A 23699-nucleotide genomic window follows, 5' to 3' on the forward strand; every position below is an offset into this window, starting at 1 on the left:
AAAAGAGTGAAAAAAGCATTAATTACCGGGGTTACTGGGCAAGACGGTTCTTATCTGGCGGAGTTCCTATTGGAAAAAGGCTACGAAGTTCATGGTATCAAGCGTCGAGCTTCGCTTTTCAATACTGAACGAGTGGATCACATTTATCAGGATCCACACGAAAAGAACCCAAGGTTTTTCCTCCATTATGGTGATTTAACTGATTCATCGAACCTGACCCGTATTTTGAAGGACGTTCAGCCGGACGAAGTCTACAACCTCGGAGCGCAGTCTCACGTAGCCGTGTCCTTTGAGGCCCCGGAGTATACTGCTGATGTGGATGCCATGGGCACCCTGCGCTTGCTGGAAGCTATTCGCTTTCTGGGGCTCGAGAAAAAGACCCGCTTTTACCAGGCTTCTACTTCTGAACTCTATGGTCTTGTTCAGGAGATTCCGCAAAAGGAAACAACGCCTTTTCATCCGCGCTCTCCCTATGCGGTAGCGAAGATGTATGCCTACTGGATAACAGTCAACTACCGTGAGTCTTACGGTATGTATGCCTGTAATGGCATCCTGTTTAATCACGAGTCACCACGACGCGGTGAGACTTTTGTAACCCGTAAGATCACTCGCGGCATCGCCAATATTGCCCAGGGTCTGGAGGAGTGCCTGTATATGGGCAACTTGGACGCGCTGCGTGATTGGGGGCACGCGAAGGATTATGTGCGTATGCAGTGGATGATGTTGCAGCAAGAACAGGCCGATGACTTTGTGATAGCGACGGGCAAGCAGATTTCTGTGCGCGAATTTATCCGCATGTCCGCGCTGTATGCCGGTATTGAGCTTGAATTTTCCGGTGACGGAGTAGACGAAGTTGCGACGGTCAGTGCTGTAAACGGAGATAGCGCACCAAGTGTCTCTGTTGGGGATGTCATTGTGCGAGTCGATCCGCGCTATTTCCGTCCGGCGGAAGTGGAAACCCTGCTGGGCGATCCTTCCAAGGCCAAGGAGAAATTGGGCTGGGTACCGGAGATTACCGTCGAAGACATGTGTGCGGAAATGGTTGAGTCGGACTTGGCTAAGGCCAAGCAGCACGCGTTGCTCAAAGAGCATGGCTTCGATATTTCTGTTGCGAAAGAATAGCTATTAGAGGGTTATGTAATTGTTGATATTGAGTGCCGGAATGAAAAGATCAGGTAGCACTTGGTTGTTCAACGCAGCGAGGGAAATCCTTACAAGTTCGAGTTCGTTCGTCACTAAATTGAAGTCTGGATGGGTGGATGATTTAGTTTCTATTCCGGATTTGGGTAACGCACTTATTAAATTGCATAATTTTGATGTTGAATTGGCCGAACGTGCGGATTTGGTGATCTATAGTCACCGTGATTTGCGTGACGCTATTGCAAGTATGCAGCGCATGTTTAATGTAGCTCCTAAGTTGGAAATTGCCGAGCACCTCATATCTCAAGATGCAAAATGGAGAAAAGTTGCGGACTATGTCATGCGTTATGAGGATTTTCTCGTATGCCCGGAAAATATTTTGAGTGGCCTGTGTGATTTGTTTGGTATAAAAGATTTAGATATATCTTCGATCAATGCTAAATTGAATGCACTTTCATTTGACTCTTCGGGTGAGAAGAACATTCGATACAATTACCAGAATCTTTACCATCAAGGTCATGTGACAAATGGCAAGGAGGGGGCATGGAAAGGCCAGTTGTCCGAAGATTTTGTTGCCCTACTTGAGCGTAATTATGGCGACTGGTTTGTTAGTAATGGCTATGTTATTTGAATTTTATTTTTGAGTTTTTTGGTTAAGGGTCGAAAGACAATTTAGTTCTTTGTACCTATGGAGTTATTTGGAGCGCATGTTGAAAAAAGTCTTTGTTGCCGGTCACAGAGGTATGGTCGGTTCGGCGATCACTCGCCAGCTTGAGCTCCGGGATGATGTGGAGCTGGTTGTGCGCACTCGGCAGGAGTTGGATCTGACCAGTCAGGGCGCGGTTCGGGAATTCTTCGCCGGCGAGCGCATTGACGAGGTCTATTTGGCGGCCGCCAAGGTTGGCGGCATTCACGCCAACAATACCTACCCGGCGGAGTTTATCTACGAAAACCTGATGATGGAGTGTAATATCATTCACTCGGCCCACCAGGCTGGCGTGGACAAGCTACTACTTTTGGGCTCTTCCTGTATCTATCCCAAGGAAGCGGAGCAGCCAATGGCGGAGTCAGCGCTGCTGACCGGCACGCTGGAATCGACCAATGAGCCCTACGCGGTGGCCAAAATCGCCGGGATCAAGCTCTGTGAGTCCTACAATCGGCAGTATGGCCGCGACTATCGCTCGGTGATGCCTACCAACCTGTATGGGCCTAACGATAACTTCCATCCTGAGAATTCCCATGTGATTCCGGCGTTGTTGCGCCGCTTCCATGAGGCGAAAGAGAATGGGGATGCTGAAGTGGTTGCCTGGGGTAGCGGTAAGCCGATGCGCGAGTTCCTGCATGTGGACGATATGGCTGCGGCCTCGGTATTCGTGATGGAGCTGGATGAGTCCATTTATGCCGCGAATACCCAGCCGATGCTCAGTCATATCAATGTGGGCACCGGTGTGGATTGCACTATCCGCGAACTGGTGGAGACGGTGGCTGAAGTGGTTGGCTTTCGGGGGGATATCCGCTGGGATACCAGCAAGCCGGACGGCACCATGCGCAAGTTGATGGATGTCGAGCGGCTGGCCAAGCTAGGATGGCGGGCCAGTATCACTCTTAGGGATGGCCTGCAACAGGCGTATGGCTGGTTCTTGGAGAATCAGTCTGGATTCCGCGGCTAATCCTCCCCCTCCCTGGCCGGGCGTTACTGCCCGGTCTCATTTCGTCTCCCAACTCTATCGCAATTCCTTTCAAAAGCGGCTGATTCCCGCACTCTTCATCAGTATAATCAGCCGTTTGCAGCGGAGAAGGGTAATTGGAACCCGTATCCGGTAAGCTACGGTCAATTATCCGACGGGAGTACAAAAAATGAACAGCGGTAAAGGCGGCGATATCGAGATGCTGGCGGAGGACTTGCGCTATTTCGATGCGCTAGTGAAGGATGATGCCCAGTCGCTGCAAGCGCGCATTATCGAGGCTGTTGAAGCAAGTCCGAACCCTTATGATCACCTCAAGGCGGTTACCGGTGTGTTGGTGGAGAACCAGGCCAATCTGGGCGCGCGAATCAAGGTGCTGGAGCAGGTATTGCTGGGCAAATCCTGGGCAGGTATAGACACTGCGGAGATTAGCCAACCTGTCGCTGAACACAATTATGCCCCTCAAGCCCAAGTAGATGTCTCGGCGGAAACCTTTGGCCAGTGCCAGAATATGTACGGTGTCGAGCACACACCCGAGGGGCTGGCCTACAGTTGGACCGGCCCTTCTCCCGAGATAGTGTTCGATGTGCCTGTACTGCGTGATGTCGAGAAGGTCTTCCGTCTCGGCTTTATTTCGGCGATGGATGATGATGAGCTGGTAAAAGAGGCAAAAATCCTGGTCGATGGTGAGACGCAACAGGTTGAAATGGATTTCGACGGGCAGACACGCGGTTTGTGTTGCGCTCTTCCGGTTCGTAAAGATTCGCGGGCCAGCCGTATTGAAGTCAAATTAATTCGTACGCTGAGCCCCGCTGAGCTCGGAAAGGGAGACGACAAGCGCAAATTAGGCTTGGCAATTACAGGTTACCAAGTGGCCGACCTGAAATCACACCCCGCCTGATTGGATGTAGTGAGCGCGTGAGAAAGCTGATTTTACACTACCACCTGTTCAAGAATGCCGGATCATCGATCGATGAGATTCTGAAAGGTAGTTTCGGGGATTCCTGGACAAGCTTCGATAAAGACACTGCTTCGGCTAAGATTCTTCCTGCAGAAATGAGGGCCTTTATCGATGAGAATCCACAAGTCAGGGCTGTTTCGTCCCATCAGGTGATGCCGCCATTGCCGCAGGGGGATTTCGAGGTTTTTCCCATTGTCTTTCTACGCCATCCGCTTGATCGGGTCCGTTCGGCCTATTTGTTCGAGTGGAAAAAGCAGCTGGGCCTGACAGTTCCAAAGGGAAGCTTCGCCGATTATGTGAGAGAGAAACTGGACTCTTGTAGTCGCGGACCGATCGCCAACTACCAGGTGTTCCAGCTTTCTAATACGGCGTGCGAGGGTGAAAAGCCCGCACATGATTCGGATACACAAAAACGGTTGGTCCGGGCCCAGACGTTTCTTGCGGAATTGCCGTTTTTTGGTTTGGTTGAGCGTTTTCAAGAATCGCTAGAGCGAATGCACTTCTACTTGAAATACCATTTCCCGGACTTGAAGGTGGTGAATAGGCAGGTAAATACGACTCAAGATACCGGTAAGCACATTGAAGAAAGGCTTCTGGAAGTAAGGCAACAACTGGGTGAAGCACTTTACGGTGAGCTGATTGATCGTAACCGGCAGGACTTGGAGCTGTACAACTTTGCCTGTAAACATTTTGCTTCCGTTGTTCCTCAAGATGTATAAGAAATTTTGCTAGGGGGTAAACCATGACCAACTCTGCTGAGCAGATCTTGCTTGATAAATTCAAATCTGAAAAAGAAAAAGGCGAGTACCTGCATCGTCGCCTTTGTGTCTCGTATGCCAAGGTGTACATGTTCAGGCGCTCGTTACTCGGGCGCCTGATTGGTCATATAGAGCGGATCATTCGCTACGTGACATTTCGACCTTCTTCCAAGAGTGAATTGACCCAGCTTTATGAGGCTGCATTGCAATATCAACAAGAACGCGGCATCGATTTTCAAGTCGTGATGAATGAATATACGTAAGACGATTTTCCGACTCGAAATTGAATGATGTATCCGATGCCAATGAATGACGTTAGGGAAGAAAGTCCGGTAGGCGAAGACGTAGATAAGTTACTGGATCAGCAGCTTGCCAGAAACGCGAGCCTTTTGAGTGAGATCGAACGTTACGCGGACGCGTTCACCCAAATAGAGCGAAGTCGTATAGGCAGGCTATCGTTGAAGCTTGAGCGGTTGCTTGGAGTTGTGCGCTTGTTACGTCGGGAAAAATTCCTGAGCGGCGCGGGGCATTTAGCATATTTGCCGCTTGAGGAGCGGGAAACTTTCAGTAAAGCCATTCCTCAGTGCGCTTTTGATCAAAAAAACAGTAGCGAATACCTGGCGCGTGAATATGAGCGTCTGGTTGGCGAGATTTTGTCTGCGGAAACGTCGCAAGAAATTAATGCAGAACTCATTCAGTCACTTAGTGATATGAATGCAGACATGTATCAGAAGCTTCTTGATACGCAAAGCGGTGTGGAAAAAAGTTTGGGGAGCTTTTCAGGGGTTTTGATGAGGTTGGTAGAGTCAATCTGGAATGGTGTTCAGATTGGGAAAGATCGAGCCAATCATCTGAACCGTCTCTGGTCTGATTTCATTCAGTTCAAACGGAGTCATGCCAACGATTTAGATAAGGTTGATGTGAGTAATTTTAATCGTCTTCACTATTTCCTGCAGGTGTTACGTTATGCCCTTGCGCACCCCTATGCCTGCCTGAGAACCTTTAGTTGGCCGAGGTTCTGGCGCTTGGCCAGAGTGCTGCTTGGCATCGAACAGCTGAATGGCGCTGCCTGGATTGACCAGCGCTTCCCGCTGGATGCATCTACTGCAGATAAGCCAGTCATATATCCTGTTGACGAACCGGGCGCCCAGTCTGTAGAGCTTACCTTCCCGCAGTGCGACCAGCCGCTGGTGAGTATCATTATTCCTGTGTACAACCAGTACGCTACAACCTTGTCTTGTTTGCAGGCCGTTCTGGCGCATTCCGCGGGGGTTGCCTATGAAGTGATAGTCGCAGATGACAGGTCCAGCGACCATACCGAAACCATTAGTGAGCGCATAAAGAACATCCATGTAGTTCGTAACGCTGTGAACCTGGGTTTCCTGAAGAACTGCAATAATGCAGCCACCTTCGCTAGAGGTAAATACCTTGTTTTGCTCAATAATGACACAAACCCTCAGCCCGGATGGTTGCAGTCGCTGCTAAACGTTTTTTCTACCCAAAAAGGTGTCGGCCTCGTGGGGCCGAAATTGCTTTTTGAAGATGGAGTGCTTCAGGAGGCGGGCGGTATTATCTGGAAAGATGGTAGCGGGTGGAATTTTGGTCGCGGTCAAGACCCCAATGCTCCAGAAGTAAATTATGTTAAGGATGTCGATTATATTTCCGGTGCCTGTGTGATGCTGGAGAAATCCCTCTGGGATCAGCTGGGAGGCTTCGACGAGAGATTTTGCCCTGCCTACTATGAAGATACCGATCTGGCCTTCCAGATCAGAGCGAGAGGTTTGCGTACTGTTTATCAGCCAGCGTCTTGTGTAGTGCATTTTGAGGGTGTCAGTCACGGAAGTGACATAAATTCTGGCATCAAGAAGCAGCAAAGGATTAACCAGCTGGTTTTCAGAGATAAGTGGGCAGAGGTGCTGGATGCGGAAAACCACGATGTGGCAAACAATGTGTTTGACGCCCGGGAGCGAGCGGGCGGGCGGACGACGCTGCTTTATATAGACCATTACGTACCATTTTATGACAAAGATGCTGGTTCAAAATCAACTTTCCTGTATGTAAAGACCATGGTGGAAATGGGCTACAGGGTTAAATTCCTGGGCGCAAACTTTTTTCCCCATAAGCCATACACCGAAGCATTGCAGCAAATGGGAGTGGAAGTTCTTTATGGTGAACGCTATGCGCGCAACTGGAAACGCTGGTTGGAAGAGAGCGCGTGTCATATTGACGTGATTTATCTGCACCGGCCGCATATTACCGAAGGTTTCATCGATGAAATCAACTCGCTGAAGGTTCGCCCGAAGCTGGTATATTTTGGTCACGACTTACACTATTTGCGAACGGAGCGCGAAGCCAAGTCAACTGGAGATCAAAGTTTGATTAAGGCGGCTCGCCAATGGAAAGATCGTGAACTTCAAATTTTCGAGCAAGTCGATACGGTATTGTATCCCTCAGATGTTGAAGTGGCGGCCGTAAGCGAGCTCTCACCTGGCACACATGTGGAACAAATACCGCTCTATGTGCTGGATCCTGATATTAGGAAGGAATTTGTCCATTCCGACCGTAAAGACCTGTTGTTTGTTGGTGGTTTCACCCACAGCCCGAACGTTGATGCTGTTATCTGGTTTGCCGGTGAAGTGCTGCCGAGAATTCTTGCTGTGGAGCCAGATATCCGACTCCATGTAGTGGGTTCCAATGTTCCCGAGGTGGTGCAGTCGCTGGCGTCAGATAATATCGTCGTACATGGATTTGTCAGTGATGATGAGCTCGAGGCGCTTTACAGTTCGATTCGAGTTTGTGTTGTGCCGTTACGCTATGGCGCGGGAGTGAAAGGCAAAGTCCTTGAAGCGCTGCAGAGTAGTGTTCCGCTGGTGACCACCGCGATTGGGGCTGAGGGGATTCCAGAACCGTTATCCGTGATGCGCGTGGCTGATGGGGCCGAGGCTTTTGCCGTAGAGGTGGTCACTCTGTACCACAATGAAGAACTCTGCAATGCGATGTTGGCTGCGCGCCCAAAATACATTGAACGCCACTTTAGCTCCACGGTCGTGAAAGGGGCGATTGAAAAGCACTTTGGACCTTCTGCTGTCTCAGTTTAGTGAGTTTGAGGTTAGGTAAAAATTTAATGAGATATGTTATTGCTCATGGGCATATGTTTAAAAATGCTGGGACTTCCTTCGATAGCGCGCTAAGAAGTGCATTTGGCGAGGAAGGATTTCTCGATCATCGTGACGATGAGTCTATGCGCAAAGGTGGTGTGGCGTACTTGAACAAGTTTCTGTCGGCCAACTCCCAGATAAAGGCGATATCAAGTCATCATCTGTGCTCACCGTTGCCAGCAGAGGCAGAGGTCTCTTATCTGCCAGTTTACTTTTTGCGCGATCCAATTGAGCGTGTTGTATCGGTATACAACTTTGAGCGCAAACAACCTATTTCCAGTCTTGGATCCAAAATGGCAAAAGAGTTGGGGTTGTTGGACTACGTCCGTTGGCGGCTGCAACCGGATGTGCCACCCACGATCCGCAATTTCCAGACCCTGTTTATCGGTGAGTCGCGGGAATGGAAACGTGGTGTGGAGGCGGGGCAGGGCTCTCTGGATGTAGCGATGGGTGTCCTTCAGTCCGAGCGGACCGCGTTTGGTCTCGTCGACGCGTTCCCAGAAAGTTTCGACAGGATTATGAGTCAGTTGGCGAGGTATTTTCCCGGAGTGCAGTTCACTTACCAGACGCGCAATGTCTCGTCGGATCTGGATGCGGAAGAGAAGAAACAGCAATCGTACAAGCTCCTGGAGCCAGTGATGGGTGAGTTGATTCAGGAAAATATTTACGATATTGCCCTCTACGAGTTCGCGAAATCTTACTTTTTCCTTGCAGGTGAATTTTCGGGGAATGGCAATATTGGCTCCGTTGTTGGGAGCTAAACTCACGTGACGGCTTTCTGCAGTTTGCATCCGCCTAGTGTTTTTGTGTACGAGAAGGGCTAGATTTCGCTGGGGCTCTATCTGTTACAGGCTAAATGAATATGTTTTCCGTGTTTAAAGATGTAGTTGGGACTGTATTCAATAAAAAGCGTACCGCTGCGCGCTTTCGGAGCGTGGCGCCAGTCAGGTTCTGGTTCGATGTCTTTACTTCGTTTTCGAGGAATATCCTTCAGCTGCTGGTATTTATTCTTCCGATTAAGGTGGTGATCGTCGTCAGCAATCCCAAACTACCGGGATTCCTTGAGCGGATCTGGCCAGGTCTGGGGCGGGGTGACTGGCTGCTGGTGCTGTCATCGATTATTGTCCTATCGTTTTTGTCTACTATTTTCCTTGAGTGGTATCTCGAGCGTTCGGGCGATTGCTATAACCGTAAGTTCTCTCGTGAGCACAAGAAGGAGCGGTTTGCCAATCGGGAGCTTCTCTCGAACGTCTACCGGAGGGTGGTCGAATCTGGTAGCGGCACTTTATTACTGCTGGCCCTGTCGGCGGGAATTGCTTTTCTCTATCCTGATTTTCTCGTGTTCTTCTATTTTTCGCTTTTTGTGGTGGTACTGATGTTTAGTGTCATCGCACTGCAGGTGCCCTCATTTCCCGATAAATTCCGCAAAAATCCGAGCAGATTTGTTGGTAAGGGAACAGGGGTCCTGTTTATCATGGCGTTTTGTTATATCGTCTATGATTTTTGGCGGGATACCAGTGCTCCTCCGCTGTTTTCCGCAGTGGTTGCCGTGATTTTGAGCCGTAGACTGTTGGCGGCCCTGAGTCGGAAAATATCGGATGTAGTGTGGTTCGCCAGGAAAAAGAATGAAATCCTGCGGCTATTTTACCGTGGGCATGAAGAGAGCGAGCAGTCTACATCCACATCGAAGCAGGTAGTAGACTTCCTGGCGGAACGCGGTGTGCAGGACTTTGCCGAGTCTGCGTTGGCTGCTTTCGGTCTGTCAGACAGTATCGGTGAAGTGTCGGATGTCCGCTGGCATGATTCTCCAGTTCCCTGGCTCAACTTACTTGATTTCTCCTGCGCTAGGGCTGATGGAGAAGAGTCTGGCAGGGTGCTGCTAAAGGTCTACGAAACGCAGCGAGGTCGCGTCGCTCGCGAAGAGCAGGTTCTTTATGCGCCGTTGGAAAATGCGGGGCTTATGCCAGAGTTTATCGGTTCAGCAAAAGTTCATGGCTCTCCTGTCCATGCATTCTGGATGTCGGAGGATTGGGGCTTTTCCGATGAACGAGAAGACGTTTTCGTATTCAAAGGGCAGTTGGTCAGTCTCGAGCTGGATGAAGATACCGTAGAACAATACAAATCAGAGCATCCTGTGCTGCCAGAACGCCTTTCCGCCTCGTTGGTTCAGCGGCTTAATCTGGTACTGGCACCACAAGAGCAGGGCAAGATTTCGCGCTTCCTGCGCATGTTGCCTGCGCTTAACGAGCTAGTTAAGCAGATGCCGCTACGTTTGCATGTGCCGGATGGCGTGATTAAGTGCTTTCTGGCAAATAATGGTGGTGCGCTTCAGCTTCTCGGTCTGGGGGAGTGGAAAATTGAGCCTTTAGGTTATGGCCTTCCAATTTCTACGGGGATGGATGGCGCTTTGGAGCCCCACGCCAATGCGGTAGGCGTCGAGGGGGAGGCGCTTTTCCCAGGCGAAGTTGAATACGTTACCTCGCGGCTTGCTGAGCTGGAAAGCTGTTGTCTCCGGAAGCGCTTGAGCTCCGGACTGTCGATTATTGATGAGTTGAGCGCCGAAGGTTCTATTGCTGTGCGAGTAGCGGGGCGAGAAGAGGGGGAACTGAAGCTGCCGCCCTTGGAGGAAGCGCAAGCGTGAAAACGGTAATTTTACATGTCGGGCGCCACAAGACCGGTACGTCCTCTTTGCAGAGCTTTTTTAGTGTCAATCGAAGGGTGTTGTCGGAATGCGGTATTTTTTACCCGCATACCGGGGTGAGGAACAATGCTCACCACATTGTCGCGGAATCCTTTTCCGGCGGGAGAGTGAAGCTGGATCAATCCAATGCTTCGCCTTTGGAAAGCCAGTTGGTGAAAGACCTGAGGGAAGAGATCGCCAGCGCAGATGAGCCGATAGCCCTGGTCAGCAGCGAGGCATTTCAAAACGTCAACCCGAAGCTCGTAGCCGAGATCTTTTCCGGTTTTAGACTCAAGGTTGTCATGTACTTGCGCGAGCAGTCGTTGTATTTGCGTTCTGCATATGCGCAGCGGGTTCACGCTACCAATATGACTCTTTCTCTTGCTGAGTACTACCAGAAAACATTTCTCGGCTCGTCAGACTATCTCACCTATTTAAACCGGTGGAAGAGTATCTTTGGTGAAAGCCTGGATGTGCTGTCCTACGAGCGCTCCGCACTCAAGAACGAGAGTATTATCGATGATTTCGTTGATCGCTACTTGCACGCTTGTGCTGAGGATCCGCGTCTGGTTTACCCGGAAAACGTTAATCCATCGCTTTCCGAGACCTACCTTTATTACAAGCTGTTTCTCAATCATTTTATCCCAGATGGTATGAATGTGTCGGGGCTGTACCAACGCCTTGGTGGGCTGTCGGAGGCGGCAGGCCCTGAGGACTCATATCGATTGTCAAAAGCGATGGTTTCAAATGTTGTGGCAGCGCATTGCGACAGTAATATCGAAGTTGCGAGCCAATACTTTGGGCAGGCGGAGCTGTTCGAGCGTTTCGAGCGGCCACGTGAGAGTACCGCTAGGCGCCCTTTCCCATTGACTGAAGAAAAAGTAGCGGAGATCACAAGGATGTTACTTGATGATCTTCCGGGCCTGCAGCCGCTTATTGGTGATGGAACCGCATTTTTTTATGGTCAGAAAACCAGGCAGGTATTAAAGAAGATTCGTGACCAGTTTCTTGCTGACTATGATGGGCCTGAAAGTGTGCTTAAGCGCTTGCTGAAAGATGCGTGGAGCAGGGTGGTCAGGATCAAGCGCGAGTACCTGGAGGGTAGAAAAGTATGATCTCGAGACTTTTTCGCCGGAAAATCGGTTCAGATGGGGTGGGTGGTAAGCCCAGGGTGGCCTACAGTTGTTTTGTTGATTCAAATTTCAAGTTTTATAAAGAGGTTTTCCGTTTTATCTGGTCGCTCCGCGAATTTCAGCGTGTACCATATTCTGATATCTACGTGACTTGCTCCAGCTGCTGTGACGAGCTTTTTTTGCGGAAGCTGAAGGAGTTCGGAGGCATTAATGTAATAGTGCGCGACCGAATGACGCAGGTGAGTCCGCCGGCAAATAAGTGGTTGCAGCTTGACGGTATTCCGGAAGGAAGGTTCTCGCATGTTATTGTAAATGATTGCGACAAGTTGTATGTGTCGTTTAACCCCGAGCGCTGGTGTAACGCCAATGTTCGTGCTGCACAGTTTGTTCCGCGGCCGACCTTTTCCGTCTTTGAGAAAATATTTTCCGAATTTAACTTGGGGCAGCCAGAGAGCTATACGACAAAGCCAGACCCCAAGGACCCGCAGCAGGACAATAGGGCCTATATCAACAATCACAATGGTGGTCTGCTGGTTTTCCCGGCGGCCCACTTTTCCAGAATACGAGATAGCTGGATTCAGTGGATTGATGCTCTACTAGCGAATATAGAGATTTTGGGTGCCAATCACCGTAACCTCGACCAAGTGGCATTCTCTCTTGCGATGCACGATAGTGGTCTGAAGATGGATTTCATTCCAAAGAGCCTGGACCTGGCCCTTGGAGTGCGGCACTTTCAAGATCGCTGGATGAAGAAGGGCGAGCTGATATTGCATATCCATGGTGATGATGATGAATATGGCCGTCTGGTGCCCAAGCCCTCTGCATCATCGGAGTTGCGGAACCTCACCGCTGATCTAAATGAGAAATACAGTACTTGGGCGGATGAAAACGGCGTGTTCGAGCTGTTGGACGAGGTCCGTTGAGGTGGCTGTCTTCCTGTGTTAAGGGGTGTTGCAGCAGTTATCTGCGGTTTGTTGTGAGATAAATCGAGCAGAGAGTTCCAGTGAATTTTCTGCTTCTCTTTGAGCCTCCCTTGCGCCACATCCAGTTCTTGCGTTAGTTTCTATTTTCCACTGAGTATCGCAGTCAGTCGTCGCGCCAGCGATCGGAGGCTCAGACGGGCCCGATTTCTCAATCTTTTCTCTATGTGGTTTGCTTGCTGTTTTAATATCTGGCTATCTCCATCTACTCTGTTTAGCAGAAATTCGGAAAACAGCTTCTTTTCCGCAACAGAGTGCAGGACAGGTGTCAAGTGAATGGCGACTTCTGTTGCTTTCCAGCTCAGTGACTTGTTCCGTTTTTGATATCCCCTTGCGGTGAATGGTTGACCGATTTGTTCTGACACAATCCTGTTTGTATTGTGGATGAAGTCTCGAAAGTCGTAGATCTTCACGGAAATGGTTTTGTTGGGCCCAATGTTGCTGAAGAATTCCTCGTATTGGTCAACAAAGTCATAACTAAGGCTGTCAACAAAATCATTTAGGTGTTCGGATTTCTGCATTTTCAACGCAAAGTCTCGGTATGTCGAGCAGAGGAAGTCTCGTAGATTGCGTTCCACGAAGAGAACATCTACGTCGCTATCGGAGAATGCCCGCTGAGTAGCCTCTAAAACCAGCGGTGCGGCGCGATAAAAGTCTCGGGCGCGCCGCCCTGAATTGGCGACAAAATGCCCGGGAGGGACGCCGAGGAGATTCTCGTCACTGATTATTATTGTTCTTTTAAGATCTGTAGGGATTTTGCGTAATTCATTGAGTCGTTTGCAAAGCTCATTAATTGTTTTGTGCCGACTGCTTTTCCCGAGTAAAAAAGAGTGTAGGTTTTTTGCATACTGCTTTCGCCATTTTCGGTACTTATTTGAATGTGCCGATTGTACGCCGAGGACTGTGACATCTTTACGTGCGAGCTCTTTTTCTGACTTTGCTAGTGCCGCCTGGAAGGAGGTGGTTCCAGTCTTGTGGGGGCCCAAATGGAGAATAATCTTGGACTTCTCTGTGGTTATGTTGTCGGAGCTACAGGCGTTCATTATTGTTTCTCGAAACAGATTGCATATCAGGGTATTTCTGCCCTTAGTGGTGACAGTGAGTCTGGCTACGCTGCTCTCAAAAGATCTTCGAACTCTTCTTTTGATGATCTAAAGATGTCTTGTAGCGTCATTAAATGCTGCCACATCTCTAAGATCTCACTTTCGGAGATTGATTTAATTTCGGTAGGCAGCTCGCATTGGTAATCAAATAGTGATTCACGATTAAAGTAGCGTTGTGCCACTTTTGCTTCTTTAACAGTCCATTTTTTCCTGACGGTCTCGGCGATTCCTTTGCTTACAGTGAGTTTTGGTGCAGGGAAGGCCGAGTTCATCAACGGTAGGGCGCGGTATAAGAATCCGGGTCGGAACTCTTTATACCGGCCACTGCGATTCAGGTATAGCTTAAACTGAGTGGTTTTTTGGTTTAACGATGGGTTGGCATTTTGATCGCTTTCGTGATTCCAGGGTAAATCCACTGGTAGTCTGAGTCCGTGCCGTATGAAATCGTCAACGATGCTGCCATTGGTGAGCGCTTTCTTGTCGTATGGCCGCACACAGAATTCGCTCGGGAAGTTACTGTGCCACCTTTCTAGAAAGCGGGCATAGTTGATACCCTTAATCTGGCGAAAGTAGTCATTAATAGTCCCAGTGTAATTTGTTGCGTGTACCCGTTGTGTATACGCAGAAGCTATGTAATCTATTTGATTTCGGATGTAGACGATTACGCGCGCTTCTTGTAACCGGAGTGCTTTCCTGATTAGGAATGGATAGCATCGCTGAAATGCTTCCGATGTAATGATGGCACTGGAATCACTGGCTGCCAGTTCCGACAGCAGGCTGCTGATCGTTGAACGTTGGGTTAGGGCGCGAATCCAGCCGAGATTTCGGGTGGCAAGTTGCTCACCTATTAGATGGTGCGCGTTACCTCTTATTCCTGACTCCGGTGTAAAAAATCCATGTTCATTCAGTAACTCTTTGTTGTTGGCCAGGAACGTCTGAATCGCTGTTGTTCCTGTTTTGTCTCTGCCGATATGAAGTAAGGGGGTATTCATCGCTGCATTCCTGATGAATCGCGTCCTCGGAGCCATATAAATCGCAGGGCACTTTTAATATGGTGATACATTAAATTTGAGAAAAGCTTTCTACTGCTGCGTGCGCCATCATGTATCGCCGTGATATGAGGGATGTAGGTCGTTTGGACACCCTGCTGTTCGGCGCGGAAGCAGATGTCGGCATCTTCGTAATACATGAAATATCGCTCGTCGAAGCCGCCCAATCTGGCGTATGTGTCTGCCCTGAAGCAGAGAAATGCACCGGATGCCCAGTCTACATTGCGGGGGGATTGGATCCGGGATTTTTCTATGTTGGTGTTACTGCTTTTCAGGGCAAGCCTTAGTATGCAGTCGATCAATGTTGGGAATTTCCTAATATTGTCTTCCGGCTCGCCCCCCGCGTTTAGGAGGTTGGGCGCGGCTATCTGGAAGTCGTATTGCCCCATCTCCATCGCCATTCGCTTTAAATTTTCAGTGTTGGTTTTGACATCGGGGTTAATACAAAAGAAATAGTCTTTGCTGTTAATCTGCTTCGATTCTTTCAGGTGTCGAAATATTGTGTTGTTATTCGCACCGAATCCGCGGCACGCTTCGTTTTCGAGGTAGAGTATTCCTGCTTGCGCGCAATATCTATTGAGCTTTTCACTCTTGGTGTTCGAAAGAATTACGGGCTTGATAACTTGCGATTCATTAAGCCACTTATCCGGCCTAAGTTGACTGAGAATCAAGTCCTCATGGCCATGGGAGATTATCGCAATAAACACCCGGTAATCTAAATTGATTGGAGTACACATACCGATTGAACTCAAATGCTGCTAGTGGGCCAAGAATGTTGGCACTAATGTGTTTAACGGGTGCGTGCTCTTTCGCACCGTGACGCCTTAACTCGCTTATTGCTGATAGGGCTGTACGCCAGGGCACTCAAGCCCGGCCTGAGCTTCAAGACTATCTTTCTTTGCTGCTACAGCATATCGAGATTCGATATATTTACCATGCCCCCATCTCCTGCTCACCCGGCAGCTCCATGGGATTAAAAATGTTAACAAAATCATCAGGTTAGCGAAAGATACAGCGACCTGGTCGGAAAATGACCACACCGGCCCTTGGCTGTTCCCTCCCTTAAATCCTTCCTGCGGTTGGATTTATATACAGAAAGCCTTGGTGCTCGCTTTTAGCTCTAGTATGAGTTGCTCTATATGAATGACCTGGATTTTATGGGGCAGGCGGGGAACAGGTTCCCTTTGAGTATCCGGTTGTTGGACTTTTAATCTGCCATTGGGTGTGCTTGTGACATAGGAGGCGGGTCGGGGCATTGAGAGTTTGGCCGAATATCTTGTGCCTTGCTCCTCTACCAGGGTCCCGTGGTGTGCACTGTCAATGAAGCTAACGTGAAATACAACGTTAGGTGGAGCTTCGCTTTCAGGGTCAACCATTTTTCTGGGCGTGCCGTGGATTCCAGCAGTTTTCCATACTCGTGCTATCAGCGCGGCAGGGCACTTATTCGGCGGGTGAGTCAGGAAAATCCCTCGCGCAGACGCGCTCTGAGTCTATTCCGGCGGTTAGGTGGCCTCAGCCAGCTCAGTGGCATTTCATGTGCGCAAGGTTTGCTTGAGGGGGTGGGCCTAGCATACCGCCACTTACGGGTCGGGGCTGGCGTGATGATAGGCTTTCAGGAGAACAGCTCGGGTAGTGGTTTGTCTGCACGTGTATTCTCTTTTATCGACTGCCGTTTGAGTAAGTGACTGGCGAGTATCTGCACCTGCTGCCGATTCAATGGCTTGGCCGGCGTCAAATAAAGTGCCGCATCCAGCTGCTCCTGCAGTCGCTCCAGTTCATCCAGCTCCAACTCCCGGTTGATCTCCCCCAGGCTGTTGCCCGGGACACCGGGCCAGCGCGCCCGCAGCCAGTTCAATGCGGCCTGCTGAATCTGTGCGGCATCTCCGTTAGCCGCCGCCTCCTCCAGCGCGCGCGCCTGCTGACCGGCGTCGGGCCGGGATTGTTTTGGGTTGCTGCCGGAAGGGTGTCCGTAGCCCCTGCGCAGAGCAAAGAAGTACAGCACCCACAGCAAGTGCGAGGCAATGGCGGCGATGGCGATATTGCGCCACATATTGCTGGCGGCTGCCGGTTTGGAGCTGCCCGCGGCGCCAGCTTCCGGCGCTGTGTTGCTGTTGGCATTCTGGGCGCTCATGGCCGCCGCGGAGCCGGTGACGGTAAAGCGGAAAGCCGGCAACTGCGTCGCCCGTTGCCGTCCGGTTTTGGTGTCCCACCAGGTGATGGTGATTGGGGGCAGCTGGTAGTCGCCGGGTTTGGTGGCGACGATGGCGGTGGTTTCTATACGGCTGCCGGTGATGCCTTTTTGATCGACCTGGTCGTCTTGCTGTGGCTGGTCGGGGTAGGTCTTGAGGCCTTCCACGTTCAGTTTGGGCAGCGGTGGCAGTTGCGCGGCGCGCAGGCCTTCGGCGCGCACGGTAACAATGCGGGTAATGGGTTCACCGACGGTGAACGAGTGGGGGTCCTTGCTCCAGGTCTGGGAGATGCCGAAGCTGGCAGCCGGCAGCCATTGGGCGCCGCTGTAGCTGTCGGGCTTGGGCAGCACCTTGATCGTCTGGGCTTCGGAGCGCAGGCGCAACCGCTGGGTGTTGCGGTTGAACAGCGAGAAGGGGTCGCGGCGACCGGTGACGGCAATATAGTTGAGCGCCGGGATGCTGAGTTCGCCGGAGCTCTCCGGGAAAACCGCATAGGTCAGTTCGTAGACCGCGTGGCCGACACCGTTGATGCGCCGCTCGTAGCGCTGTTCGTCGACTTTCTCCACATGCGCACCGGGAATCTGCAGTGGTTCGGTGGCGATATCGTGCAGGCCGATTCTGGTGTAGAGGCGGACCTTGACCAGCAGCTGCTCCTGCACATGTACCTGTTTCTTATCGAGCTCCACTTCCAGGAAGGCCTGGCGCCCGCCGCTGTCCGGTGCCTGGCCGGGTGCGGTGACCTCGATCGGGATGGCATCGGAGACCTGGCCCTGATAGTGCAGGGAGGGGATAAACAGCTTGCCCTGATGTTTGGGGGCGAGGGCCAGTGTCCACTCGACGAAGCTCGCGGGGCGGCCCTGGATGATCACGTTCTGATTGGCCTGCTCGCGTGAGAGAATATCGAAGTCCTGCTCCAGCAGCTCGAAATCCGGCTGGCCTCCATTGCCTCTACCGCTGTAGCGCAGCGTCAGGTTGAGGGTTTCGTCGATACCGATTTTGCTGCGGTTGATTGTGGCCTTGAGCAGGTCATCGGCGTGGGCAAGGTTGGTCACCAGCAGCAGCAGAAGTGCCTGCAGCAACCGGGTGGCCCAGTGGGTGCGCAAGGGCTGGCCGTGGCCAAGGGGCGCTCCGGCGGGTGCGCTGCCGGTGCGCGGATTCATACTGCACGCCATATTCCACATGCCGAATTGACTTACCATCTCTGTGTGGCTCCGTTCTCCGGGGGCTGCCATTCGCCGGCGCGGTAGGCGCGGCGGCGCTGCAGGCTCTGGTATTTGAATTTTTCACGCATCAGGCCTGCGGGGTCGTCGGGCACCTGGCGCAGCCACTGGTCGAGGGCCTGTTGCGTCTCCGGATCCAGTTTGCTCTCCCGGGCACCGGCTTGCTGCTTACCTTTCTTGCCCTTTTGGCCGTTTTTTTCGCTCTCGCTGGCGGATTGCTGTTGCTCGCTTTTTTTGTCCTGGCCTTTTTCCTTGTTGCCGGGCTGCTGTTTCTGGCCGGACTGTTGCTGGCGTTGCTGATCGCCCTGTGACTGATTCTGCTGGCCGCCGTTCTGTTGCTGCTGTTGTCCCTGTTGGTTCTGCTGATTCTGTTGCTTGCCGCCGCCCGATTGCTGTTGCTGCTTCTGCTGTTGTTTCTGGTTTTGCTGCTTCTGTTGGTTCTTTTGCTGTTGTTGCTGCTGTTTCTGTTGCAGCGCTTTCAATTTGCGGGCGATGTCGCGGTTGTGCGTGGCGTCGGCCAGCTGTGGCTGCTTTTTCAGCGCCTGGTCGTAGGCTTTGATCGCTTCGTCATAACGGCGCTGGTGGGTGAGGCTGTTGCCCAGGTTGTAGAGGTCCTGTGCGTCCTCGCGACCGGAGAAATCCTTGGCTGCCGCGTCGTAGTCGCCAGCGCGATAGTTGGCGGTGCCGCGCCAGTCCGGGCGGCGGAAGGTTTTTGCGGCCTGTTTGGCCTCTCCCTGTTTCAGCATCGCTTCCGCCTGCTGGTCCTGGCGCTGCCACAAGTCCTTGAACTCAAACGCCTCGGCCCGCTGCGGCGGCAATAACAGCAGGGTGGCCAGTGAAATGGACAGGGGCAGGGCGGAGGCCAGCGCGCCGCGGCGAAACAGCAGGGCGGCCAAGGGCAGCAGTAGCAGTACCAGCAGTGGGCCGGCCTCGCGCCACTGGTCGAATTTGCGCTCGGTTAACTGGGCTTTTTGCGGCGAGTTGTCCTCGGGAAGCAGTCTGTTGAGATCGCTGTCGTCGACGCTGATCCGGGCGAAGTGACCGCCGCTGTGGTGCGCCAGGCGGCGCAGCTGGCGGGCGTTGTAGTTGGCGATAATGATGGCGCCGTTTCTGTCGGTAACAAAGCCACCGCCATTGCCGCGGGGAATCGGGCTGCCTTCGCCGGTGCCGACAGCAAGAATGGAGAGTTTTACATGGGCGCTTGCCAGTTCGTCGGCGACAGTATCGAGGGCGGCTTTGTCGATGCCGTCGGTCACGGCGAGTATCTGGCCGCGACCATTGGCGCCGTCCTTCAGCAGTTTGATCGCCGTCTGCACCGCCATTTCAATATTGCTGCCGGGTACCGGCATGATTTTCGGCGATAGCGCCGGTACCAGGTTGGCAATGGTGGCCGTGTCCTCGGTCAATGGTGTAACGACATGGGATTCGCCCGCATAGGCCACCAGCGCGGTAAGGCCGTCCTTGCGCTTTTTCAGTATGTCGAGAATTTTCAGCCGCGCGCGGGTCAGGCGGTTCGGCGACAGGTCGGTGGCCATCATGGATGGCGACAGGTCGAGCAGAATCACCAGCGCGTCCTGATTGCTGTACACCGGTGTCGGCAGTTTGCGCCAGGTGGGGCCGGCCAGCGCCAGGATCATGGCCGTCAGCAGCGCAAAGATCAGCCCGAACAGCCACGGGCGCCGCGCGCCGCCGCGCAGGATCAGGTGCGGCAGCAATTCGGCATCAATGATTTTCTGTAGCTGGCCGCTGTTCAGCACCGTGCGTGCCAGCGCCCAGCAGAGGCCGGCGGCAGGCAAAATCAGCCACAGCAGCTGCGGGCGCAGGAAGTGAAATTGATGCAATTCGGCAAACATGGTCATAGAGCTCCGCTGCGCTGGGCGGGCCGGCGGCCCGATTTGCCAAGCCGGGACTCGGCGCGACCGATGGCGCGGGCTTTACCGGGGCGGGCATTGGCAAGCAGCGGCACCGCCGCCCACAAAAATGCCAGTAACAGTGCCAGTCCGAGGGGCCAGGTAAACAGGGATTTCAGCGGCCGGTAGCTGGCGGCTTCCTGCTTCACCGGCTCCAGGCGATCCAATTCGTCGTAGATCTGTGCCAGTTCTTGTGGATTGCGCGCGCGGAAGTAGCGCCCACCGGTGCGGTCGGCGATGGCTTTGAGGGTCTTGCTGTCCAGGTCGCGGGACGGGTTGATGCGGCGCGCACCGAAGCGGCTGCCGAGCAGGCCCGGTTGCACCATCTCGTCGGCGCCAACACCGATGGTATACACGGTAACGCCCGCCTGCGCGGCCAGCTCGGCAGCCTTCAGCGGCGCCACTTCACCGGCGGTGTTGGCGCCATCGGTAAGCAGGATCAGCACCCGGTGCTCGGCCGGGCGCTGCATCAGGCGTTTTACCGACAGGCCGATGGCATCGCCGATCGCGGTGCCCTGGCCGGCGAAGCCGATCTGCGCCTCGCGCAGCAGGGTGCCGACGGTCTGGCGGTCGTAGGTGAGCGGCGCCTGCAGGTAGGCACGGGTGCCAAATAGTACCAGGCCGAGACGATCGCCTTTGCGCCGCTCGACAAAGTCGCCCACTACGGCCTTGACCGCGTCGATGCGCATGGCAGGGCGGCCGTTGATCACCATATCCGGGGTTTCCATACTGCCGGAAATATCGACCGCCACCAGTAGATCGCGCGCGCTGGTGGTCTGCGATATCGGTTCGCCGTACCACTGCGGGCGCGCTGCAGTGGTAACCAGCAATATCCAGATTACGGACAGCAGCAACAGGTTGCGCAGGTTGCCGGGACCACCGCCGCCGCGCTGGGACAGCTCTGCGTAGAAGGGCACTTTCAGGGCGCTGGATAACGGCCGTGCGCGCGGCATCAGGCGGCGCGCCAGTAACGGCAGTGGCAGCAGCACAAACACCCAGGGCCAGGCGAATTCAAACACCGGTCGCCTCCACTGCTGCCTGTGATTGTCGCGGGCGCTCCAGTTGGTGGGTTTCGACCCAGCGCAGCGCAAAGTCGCGCAGCGCCTCAGTGGCCTCGGGATCGGGGTGGTCGGTGCGGTACAGGTGCTCGAGTAGCGCGCTGCGCACGGCCGCCGGACAGTCGACCGCGGCGCTGCGGTGGAGGAAATTGAGCCAGCGCTCGCCGGTCAGGTTGCCGCAGTGGGCGCGTCCGAAGCTGGTGACCGCCACCCGCTTGAGGATTTCATTGATCTGTTGGGTCGCGTCGGCACGGTCGGTTTCCACGGCGCGCAGCAGCCTTGTGGCTTCGACCCGGTAGAGGTTGCGGGCGCGGCGCTGTCGGCGCCGCTGCATCCACAGCAGGCCTGCGGCGATCACTGCCAATACCAGAGCGGCCAGCGCCCACCAGCCCGGTGCCGGCGGCCACCAGCTGACGGGGGCCGGTTGGTGAATATCGTGCAGCTGCGCCAGCAGTTTCTGCTCCTGCGGTGACGGCTGCTGCGCCGGTTGGCTCTGTTGTCTGGGGAGTCCGGTCACCGTGTTGCCTCCCGCGCCGTGGCCGCATCCAATCGCGAACACTGGCCGTTCTTGCGCAGGGCTACGCGCGCGGCGCACTGTGAGGGGGGCGTCCATGTTACCGGTTGTACAATCGTCACTGCGTGCGCCTCCGGTGTTTCTGCTGGCGTGCGCCGTAGTAGGCCAGCAGCGCCGGTACCAGTGGCTGGGTGTTGTCGATATCCAGCAGCGGCAGCCGGTGACGGCGGCACAGCTGCTCCACTGCACGCCGCGCCTCGGCCTGGTGCTCGGCGAAATGTTCGCGCAGCGGCCGGTTGTCGCCGTTGAGGAAAGTGCGCTGCTGGCCATCGCTGACGGTCAGGGACTGCTGCGGAAGGTGCTGCTCGAGCGGATCGCTGACGCGCACTATCTGCACGTCGGCGTGGCGCGACAGCAGGTACAGGGGTTGTGCGCAGCTGTCGTCGAGATCGTGGCAGTCGCTGACCAGGAACAGGGCGCTGCCCGGGCGCGCGATGCGGCGTGCTTCCTCCAGCAGCAGCTTGAGCGATTGGCTACCGTTGGTGGCCACCGGGCTCTGCAGGGCGCCGGCGCGCTCGACCATGCCGTGAATCATCGCCAGTACCGAGTGGTGGCTACGGCGCGGGCGCACGGTTTCGATATCGTCATCGGTGAACAGCATGGCGCCGATCCGGTCGCTGTGCTGCAGGCCGGCCCAGCCGAGGGCCGCGGCGATACCGCTGGCCGCCACGGACTTGAACGCGCGGCGGCTGCCGAAAAACATCGGCGAGCGCAGGTCGAGCAGGATCACCACCGGACGCTCGCGTTCTTCCTGGTACAGCTTGGTGTGGGTCTTGCCGGTGCGTGCGGTTACGCGCCAGTCGATCGAGCGCACGTCGTCGCCGGGCTGGTAGTCGCGCACCTCTTCGAAGTTCATGCCGCGGCCGCGGTAGCGCGTCAGCAGGCCGCCGGCCTGGTTGCTTTTGGCCAGGCGCGGTTTGAACAGTTGCAGCTGGCGCGCGACATGGCGTAGTCGCACCAGTGGCTCCACCTGCGGATAGGCGCCGGATATTTCCAGTTCTGTAAGGGCGGTGTTGTCTGGCATGGTCACTGCGTAGGGTGCGCCGGGCGCACCGGAATACTCTGTTGATGCGCGCGGCGCACTCTACCTGGTTTTCGCTGCGGCTTAAATCGCCGGTACCTGCTGCAGCAGGCGCTGGATCACCTGGTCGGCGGTGACGCCGGCGGCCTCGGCCTCAAAGCTGAGCAGCAGGCGGTGGCGCAGGATATCCGGCGCCACGTCCATCACGTCGTCGGGGGTGACATAGTCGCGCCCGGAGAGCCAGGCGCGGGCGCGGGCGCAGCGATCCAGTGCAATCGTGGCGCGCGGGCTGGCGCCAAAATCTAGCCAGGACGCCAGCTCGCTGTCATACTTCGCCGGCTCCCGTGTAGCAATGACAAGTTGGACAGTATAGGTCTCCACCGCCTCGACCATCTGCATCTCCAGAATCTGCTGGCGGGCGCGGAAAATGATGTCCTGACTGATAATGTGGGAAGGGCGATTTTCGCCAAGGCTGGCCTCGGATCTGGCCAGGCGCAAAATTTTAGCTTCCGCCTCGGCACCGGGATAGGCAAGATTCACCTGCATGAGGAACCTATCCAATTGTGCCTCTGGCAGCGGATAAGTCCCTTCTTGTTCTATCGGGTTTTGTGTTGCCATCACCAGGAATAATTCCGGCAGCGGATAGGTTTTGCGGCCTACACTGATCTGCCGCTCCGCCATGGCTTCCAGCAGCGCCGACTGCACTTTGGCCGGCGCGCGGTTGATTTCATCGGCCAATACCAGGTTGTGGAACACGGGCCCGGGCTGAAAATGGAACTCTCCGGTCTCCGGTCGGTAGATATCGGTGCCGGTAATATCCGCCGGCAATAGATCCGGCGTAAATTGGACGCGATGGAAATCACCTTCAATAGCCTCACCCAGAGTCTTGATCGCCTTGGTTTTGGCGAGCCCCGGGGCGCCCTCCACCAGCAGGTGGCCGTCCGCCAGCAGGGCAATCAGGATCCGATTGACCAGGGTTTCCTGGCCGATGATCTGTTGTTCCAGCCACTCTCCCAGGGAGACCAACTGCTCCCGGATATTCTGGTTTGGTTCCATAGCGTTCGCGTCTGTCCTGTTACT

At 54.0% G+C, this 23699-nt stretch carries 20 protein-coding genes; 11 read left to right on the forward strand and 9 right to left on the reverse strand.

All coding sequences use genetic code 11. The annotated features are described in order from the left end of the window. Positions 1-6 precede the first annotated feature (6 nt). The 11 genes from gmd to ABDK11_RS08520 all read left to right on the forward strand — a co-directional run bounded on the left by gmd (position 7) and on the right by ABDK11_RS08520 (position 12438). Entirely contained in the window at positions 7-1122 is a 1116-nt protein-coding gene (gene gmd / locus ABDK11_RS08470; RefSeq protein WP_346839856.1) for a GDP-mannose 4,6-dehydratase, read from the forward strand. Positions 1123-1255: 133 nt separating this feature from the next. Beyond that, positions 1256-1771 (forward strand): hypothetical protein, encoded by a 516-nt coding sequence (locus ABDK11_RS08475; RefSeq protein WP_346839857.1) that lies wholly within the window; start codon positions 1256-1258, stop codon positions 1769-1771. Positions 1772-1847: 76 nt separating this feature from the next. Beyond that, on the forward strand, positions 1848-2810 hold the full coding sequence (locus ABDK11_RS08480; protein WP_346839858.1) for a GDP-L-fucose synthase: 963 nt from the start codon (positions 1848-1850) through the stop codon (positions 2808-2810). A gap of 187 nt (positions 2811-2997) precedes the next feature. Next, on the forward strand, positions 2998-3726 hold the full coding sequence (locus ABDK11_RS08485) for a hypothetical protein (RefSeq protein ID WP_346839859.1): 729 nt from the start codon (positions 2998-3000) through the stop codon (positions 3724-3726). A gap of 17 nt (positions 3727-3743) precedes the next feature. Continuing rightward, positions 3744-4505 carry a sulfotransferase family 2 domain-containing protein gene (locus ABDK11_RS08490; protein ID WP_346839860.1) on the forward strand — a complete coding sequence of 254 codons (762 nt, stop codon included), beginning with the start codon at positions 3744-3746 and terminating at the stop codon, positions 4503-4505. Positions 4506-4528: 23 nt separating this feature from the next. After that, positions 4529-4807: a hypothetical protein gene (locus ABDK11_RS08495; RefSeq protein ID WP_346839861.1), complete on the forward strand. Its 279-nt coding sequence runs from the start codon at positions 4529-4531 to the stop codon at positions 4805-4807. Positions 4808-4831: 24 nt separating this feature from the next. Beyond that, a complete protein-coding gene (locus ABDK11_RS08500; RefSeq protein WP_346839862.1) occupies positions 4832-7642 on the forward strand; it encodes a glycosyltransferase in 2811 nt (936 codons plus the stop codon). A gap of 26 nt (positions 7643-7668) precedes the next feature. Next, the gene (locus ABDK11_RS08505; RefSeq protein WP_346839863.1) at positions 7669-8463 is read left to right on the forward strand and encodes a sulfotransferase family 2 domain-containing protein; all 795 of its coding nucleotides are present in this window, start codon (positions 7669-7671) and stop codon (positions 8461-8463) included. A 95-nt stretch (positions 8464-8558) separates the two neighbouring features. Further along, a complete protein-coding gene (locus ABDK11_RS08510; RefSeq protein ID WP_346839864.1) occupies positions 8559-10343 on the forward strand; it encodes a hypothetical protein in 1785 nt (594 codons plus the stop codon). Beyond that, entirely contained in the window at positions 10340-11497 is a 1158-nt protein-coding gene (locus tag ABDK11_RS08515; protein ID WP_346839865.1) for a hypothetical protein, read from the forward strand. The genes ABDK11_RS08510 and ABDK11_RS08515 overlap by 4 nt, the downstream gene beginning before the upstream one ends. Next, on the forward strand, positions 11494-12438 hold the full coding sequence (locus ABDK11_RS08520; RefSeq protein WP_346839866.1) for a hypothetical protein: 945 nt from the start codon (positions 11494-11496) through the stop codon (positions 12436-12438). Before ABDK11_RS08515 ends, ABDK11_RS08520 begins: the two co-directional genes overlap by 4 nt. 140 nt (positions 12439-12578) lie before the next feature. On the opposite strand, the gene ABDK11_RS08525 is transcribed toward ABDK11_RS08520, so the two are convergent. The 9 genes from ABDK11_RS08525 to ABDK11_RS08565 all read right to left on the reverse strand — a co-directional run bounded on the left by ABDK11_RS08525 (position 12579) and on the right by ABDK11_RS08565 (position 23675). Continuing rightward, the gene (locus ABDK11_RS08525; protein ID WP_346839867.1) at positions 12579-13538 is read right to left on the reverse strand and encodes a hypothetical protein; all 960 of its coding nucleotides are present in this window, start codon (positions 13536-13538) and stop codon (positions 12579-12581) included. Positions 13539-13603: 65 nt separating this feature from the next. After that, entirely contained in the window at positions 13604-14590 is a 987-nt protein-coding gene (locus ABDK11_RS08530; RefSeq protein WP_346839868.1) for a hypothetical protein, read from the reverse strand. After that, a complete protein-coding gene (locus ABDK11_RS08535; RefSeq protein ID WP_346839869.1) occupies positions 14587-15384 on the reverse strand; it encodes a glycosyltransferase family 2 protein in 798 nt (265 codons plus the stop codon). Before ABDK11_RS08535 ends, ABDK11_RS08530 begins: the two co-directional genes overlap by 4 nt. An 875-nt stretch (positions 15385-16259) precedes the next feature. Continuing rightward, on the reverse strand, positions 16260-18035 hold the full coding sequence (locus ABDK11_RS08540) for a BatD family protein (protein WP_346839870.1): 1776 nt from the start codon (positions 18033-18035) through the stop codon (positions 16260-16262). Further along, positions 18029-19909 (reverse strand): VWA domain-containing protein, encoded by a 1881-nt coding sequence (locus ABDK11_RS08545; RefSeq protein ID WP_346839871.1) that lies wholly within the window; start codon positions 19907-19909, stop codon positions 18029-18031. The genes ABDK11_RS08540 and ABDK11_RS08545 overlap by 7 nt, the downstream gene beginning before the upstream one ends. A gap of 2 nt (positions 19910-19911) precedes the next feature. Further along, on the reverse strand, positions 19912-20985 hold the full coding sequence (locus ABDK11_RS08550; RefSeq protein ID WP_346839872.1) for a VWA domain-containing protein: 1074 nt from the start codon (positions 20983-20985) through the stop codon (positions 19912-19914). Next, positions 20978-21541, reverse strand: a complete 564-nt coding sequence (locus ABDK11_RS08555; protein WP_346839873.1) for a DUF4381 domain-containing protein — start codon at positions 21539-21541, stop codon at positions 20978-20980. Before ABDK11_RS08555 ends, ABDK11_RS08550 begins: the two co-directional genes overlap by 8 nt. Before the next feature lie 115 nt (positions 21542-21656). Then, the gene (locus ABDK11_RS08560; RefSeq protein WP_346839874.1) at positions 21657-22622 is read right to left on the reverse strand and encodes a DUF58 domain-containing protein; all 966 of its coding nucleotides are present in this window, start codon (positions 22620-22622) and stop codon (positions 21657-21659) included. An 81-nt stretch (positions 22623-22703) separates the two neighbouring features. Further along, positions 22704-23675, reverse strand: coding sequence for a MoxR family ATPase (locus tag ABDK11_RS08565; protein WP_346839875.1), 972 nt, complete (start codon positions 23673-23675; stop codon positions 22704-22706). Positions 23676-23699: the final 24 nt, after the last annotated feature.

It is taken from the genome of Microbulbifer sp. SAOS-129_SWC, from assembly GCF_039696035.1.
Lineage (GTDB): Bacteria > Pseudomonadota > Gammaproteobacteria > Pseudomonadales > Cellvibrionaceae > Microbulbifer.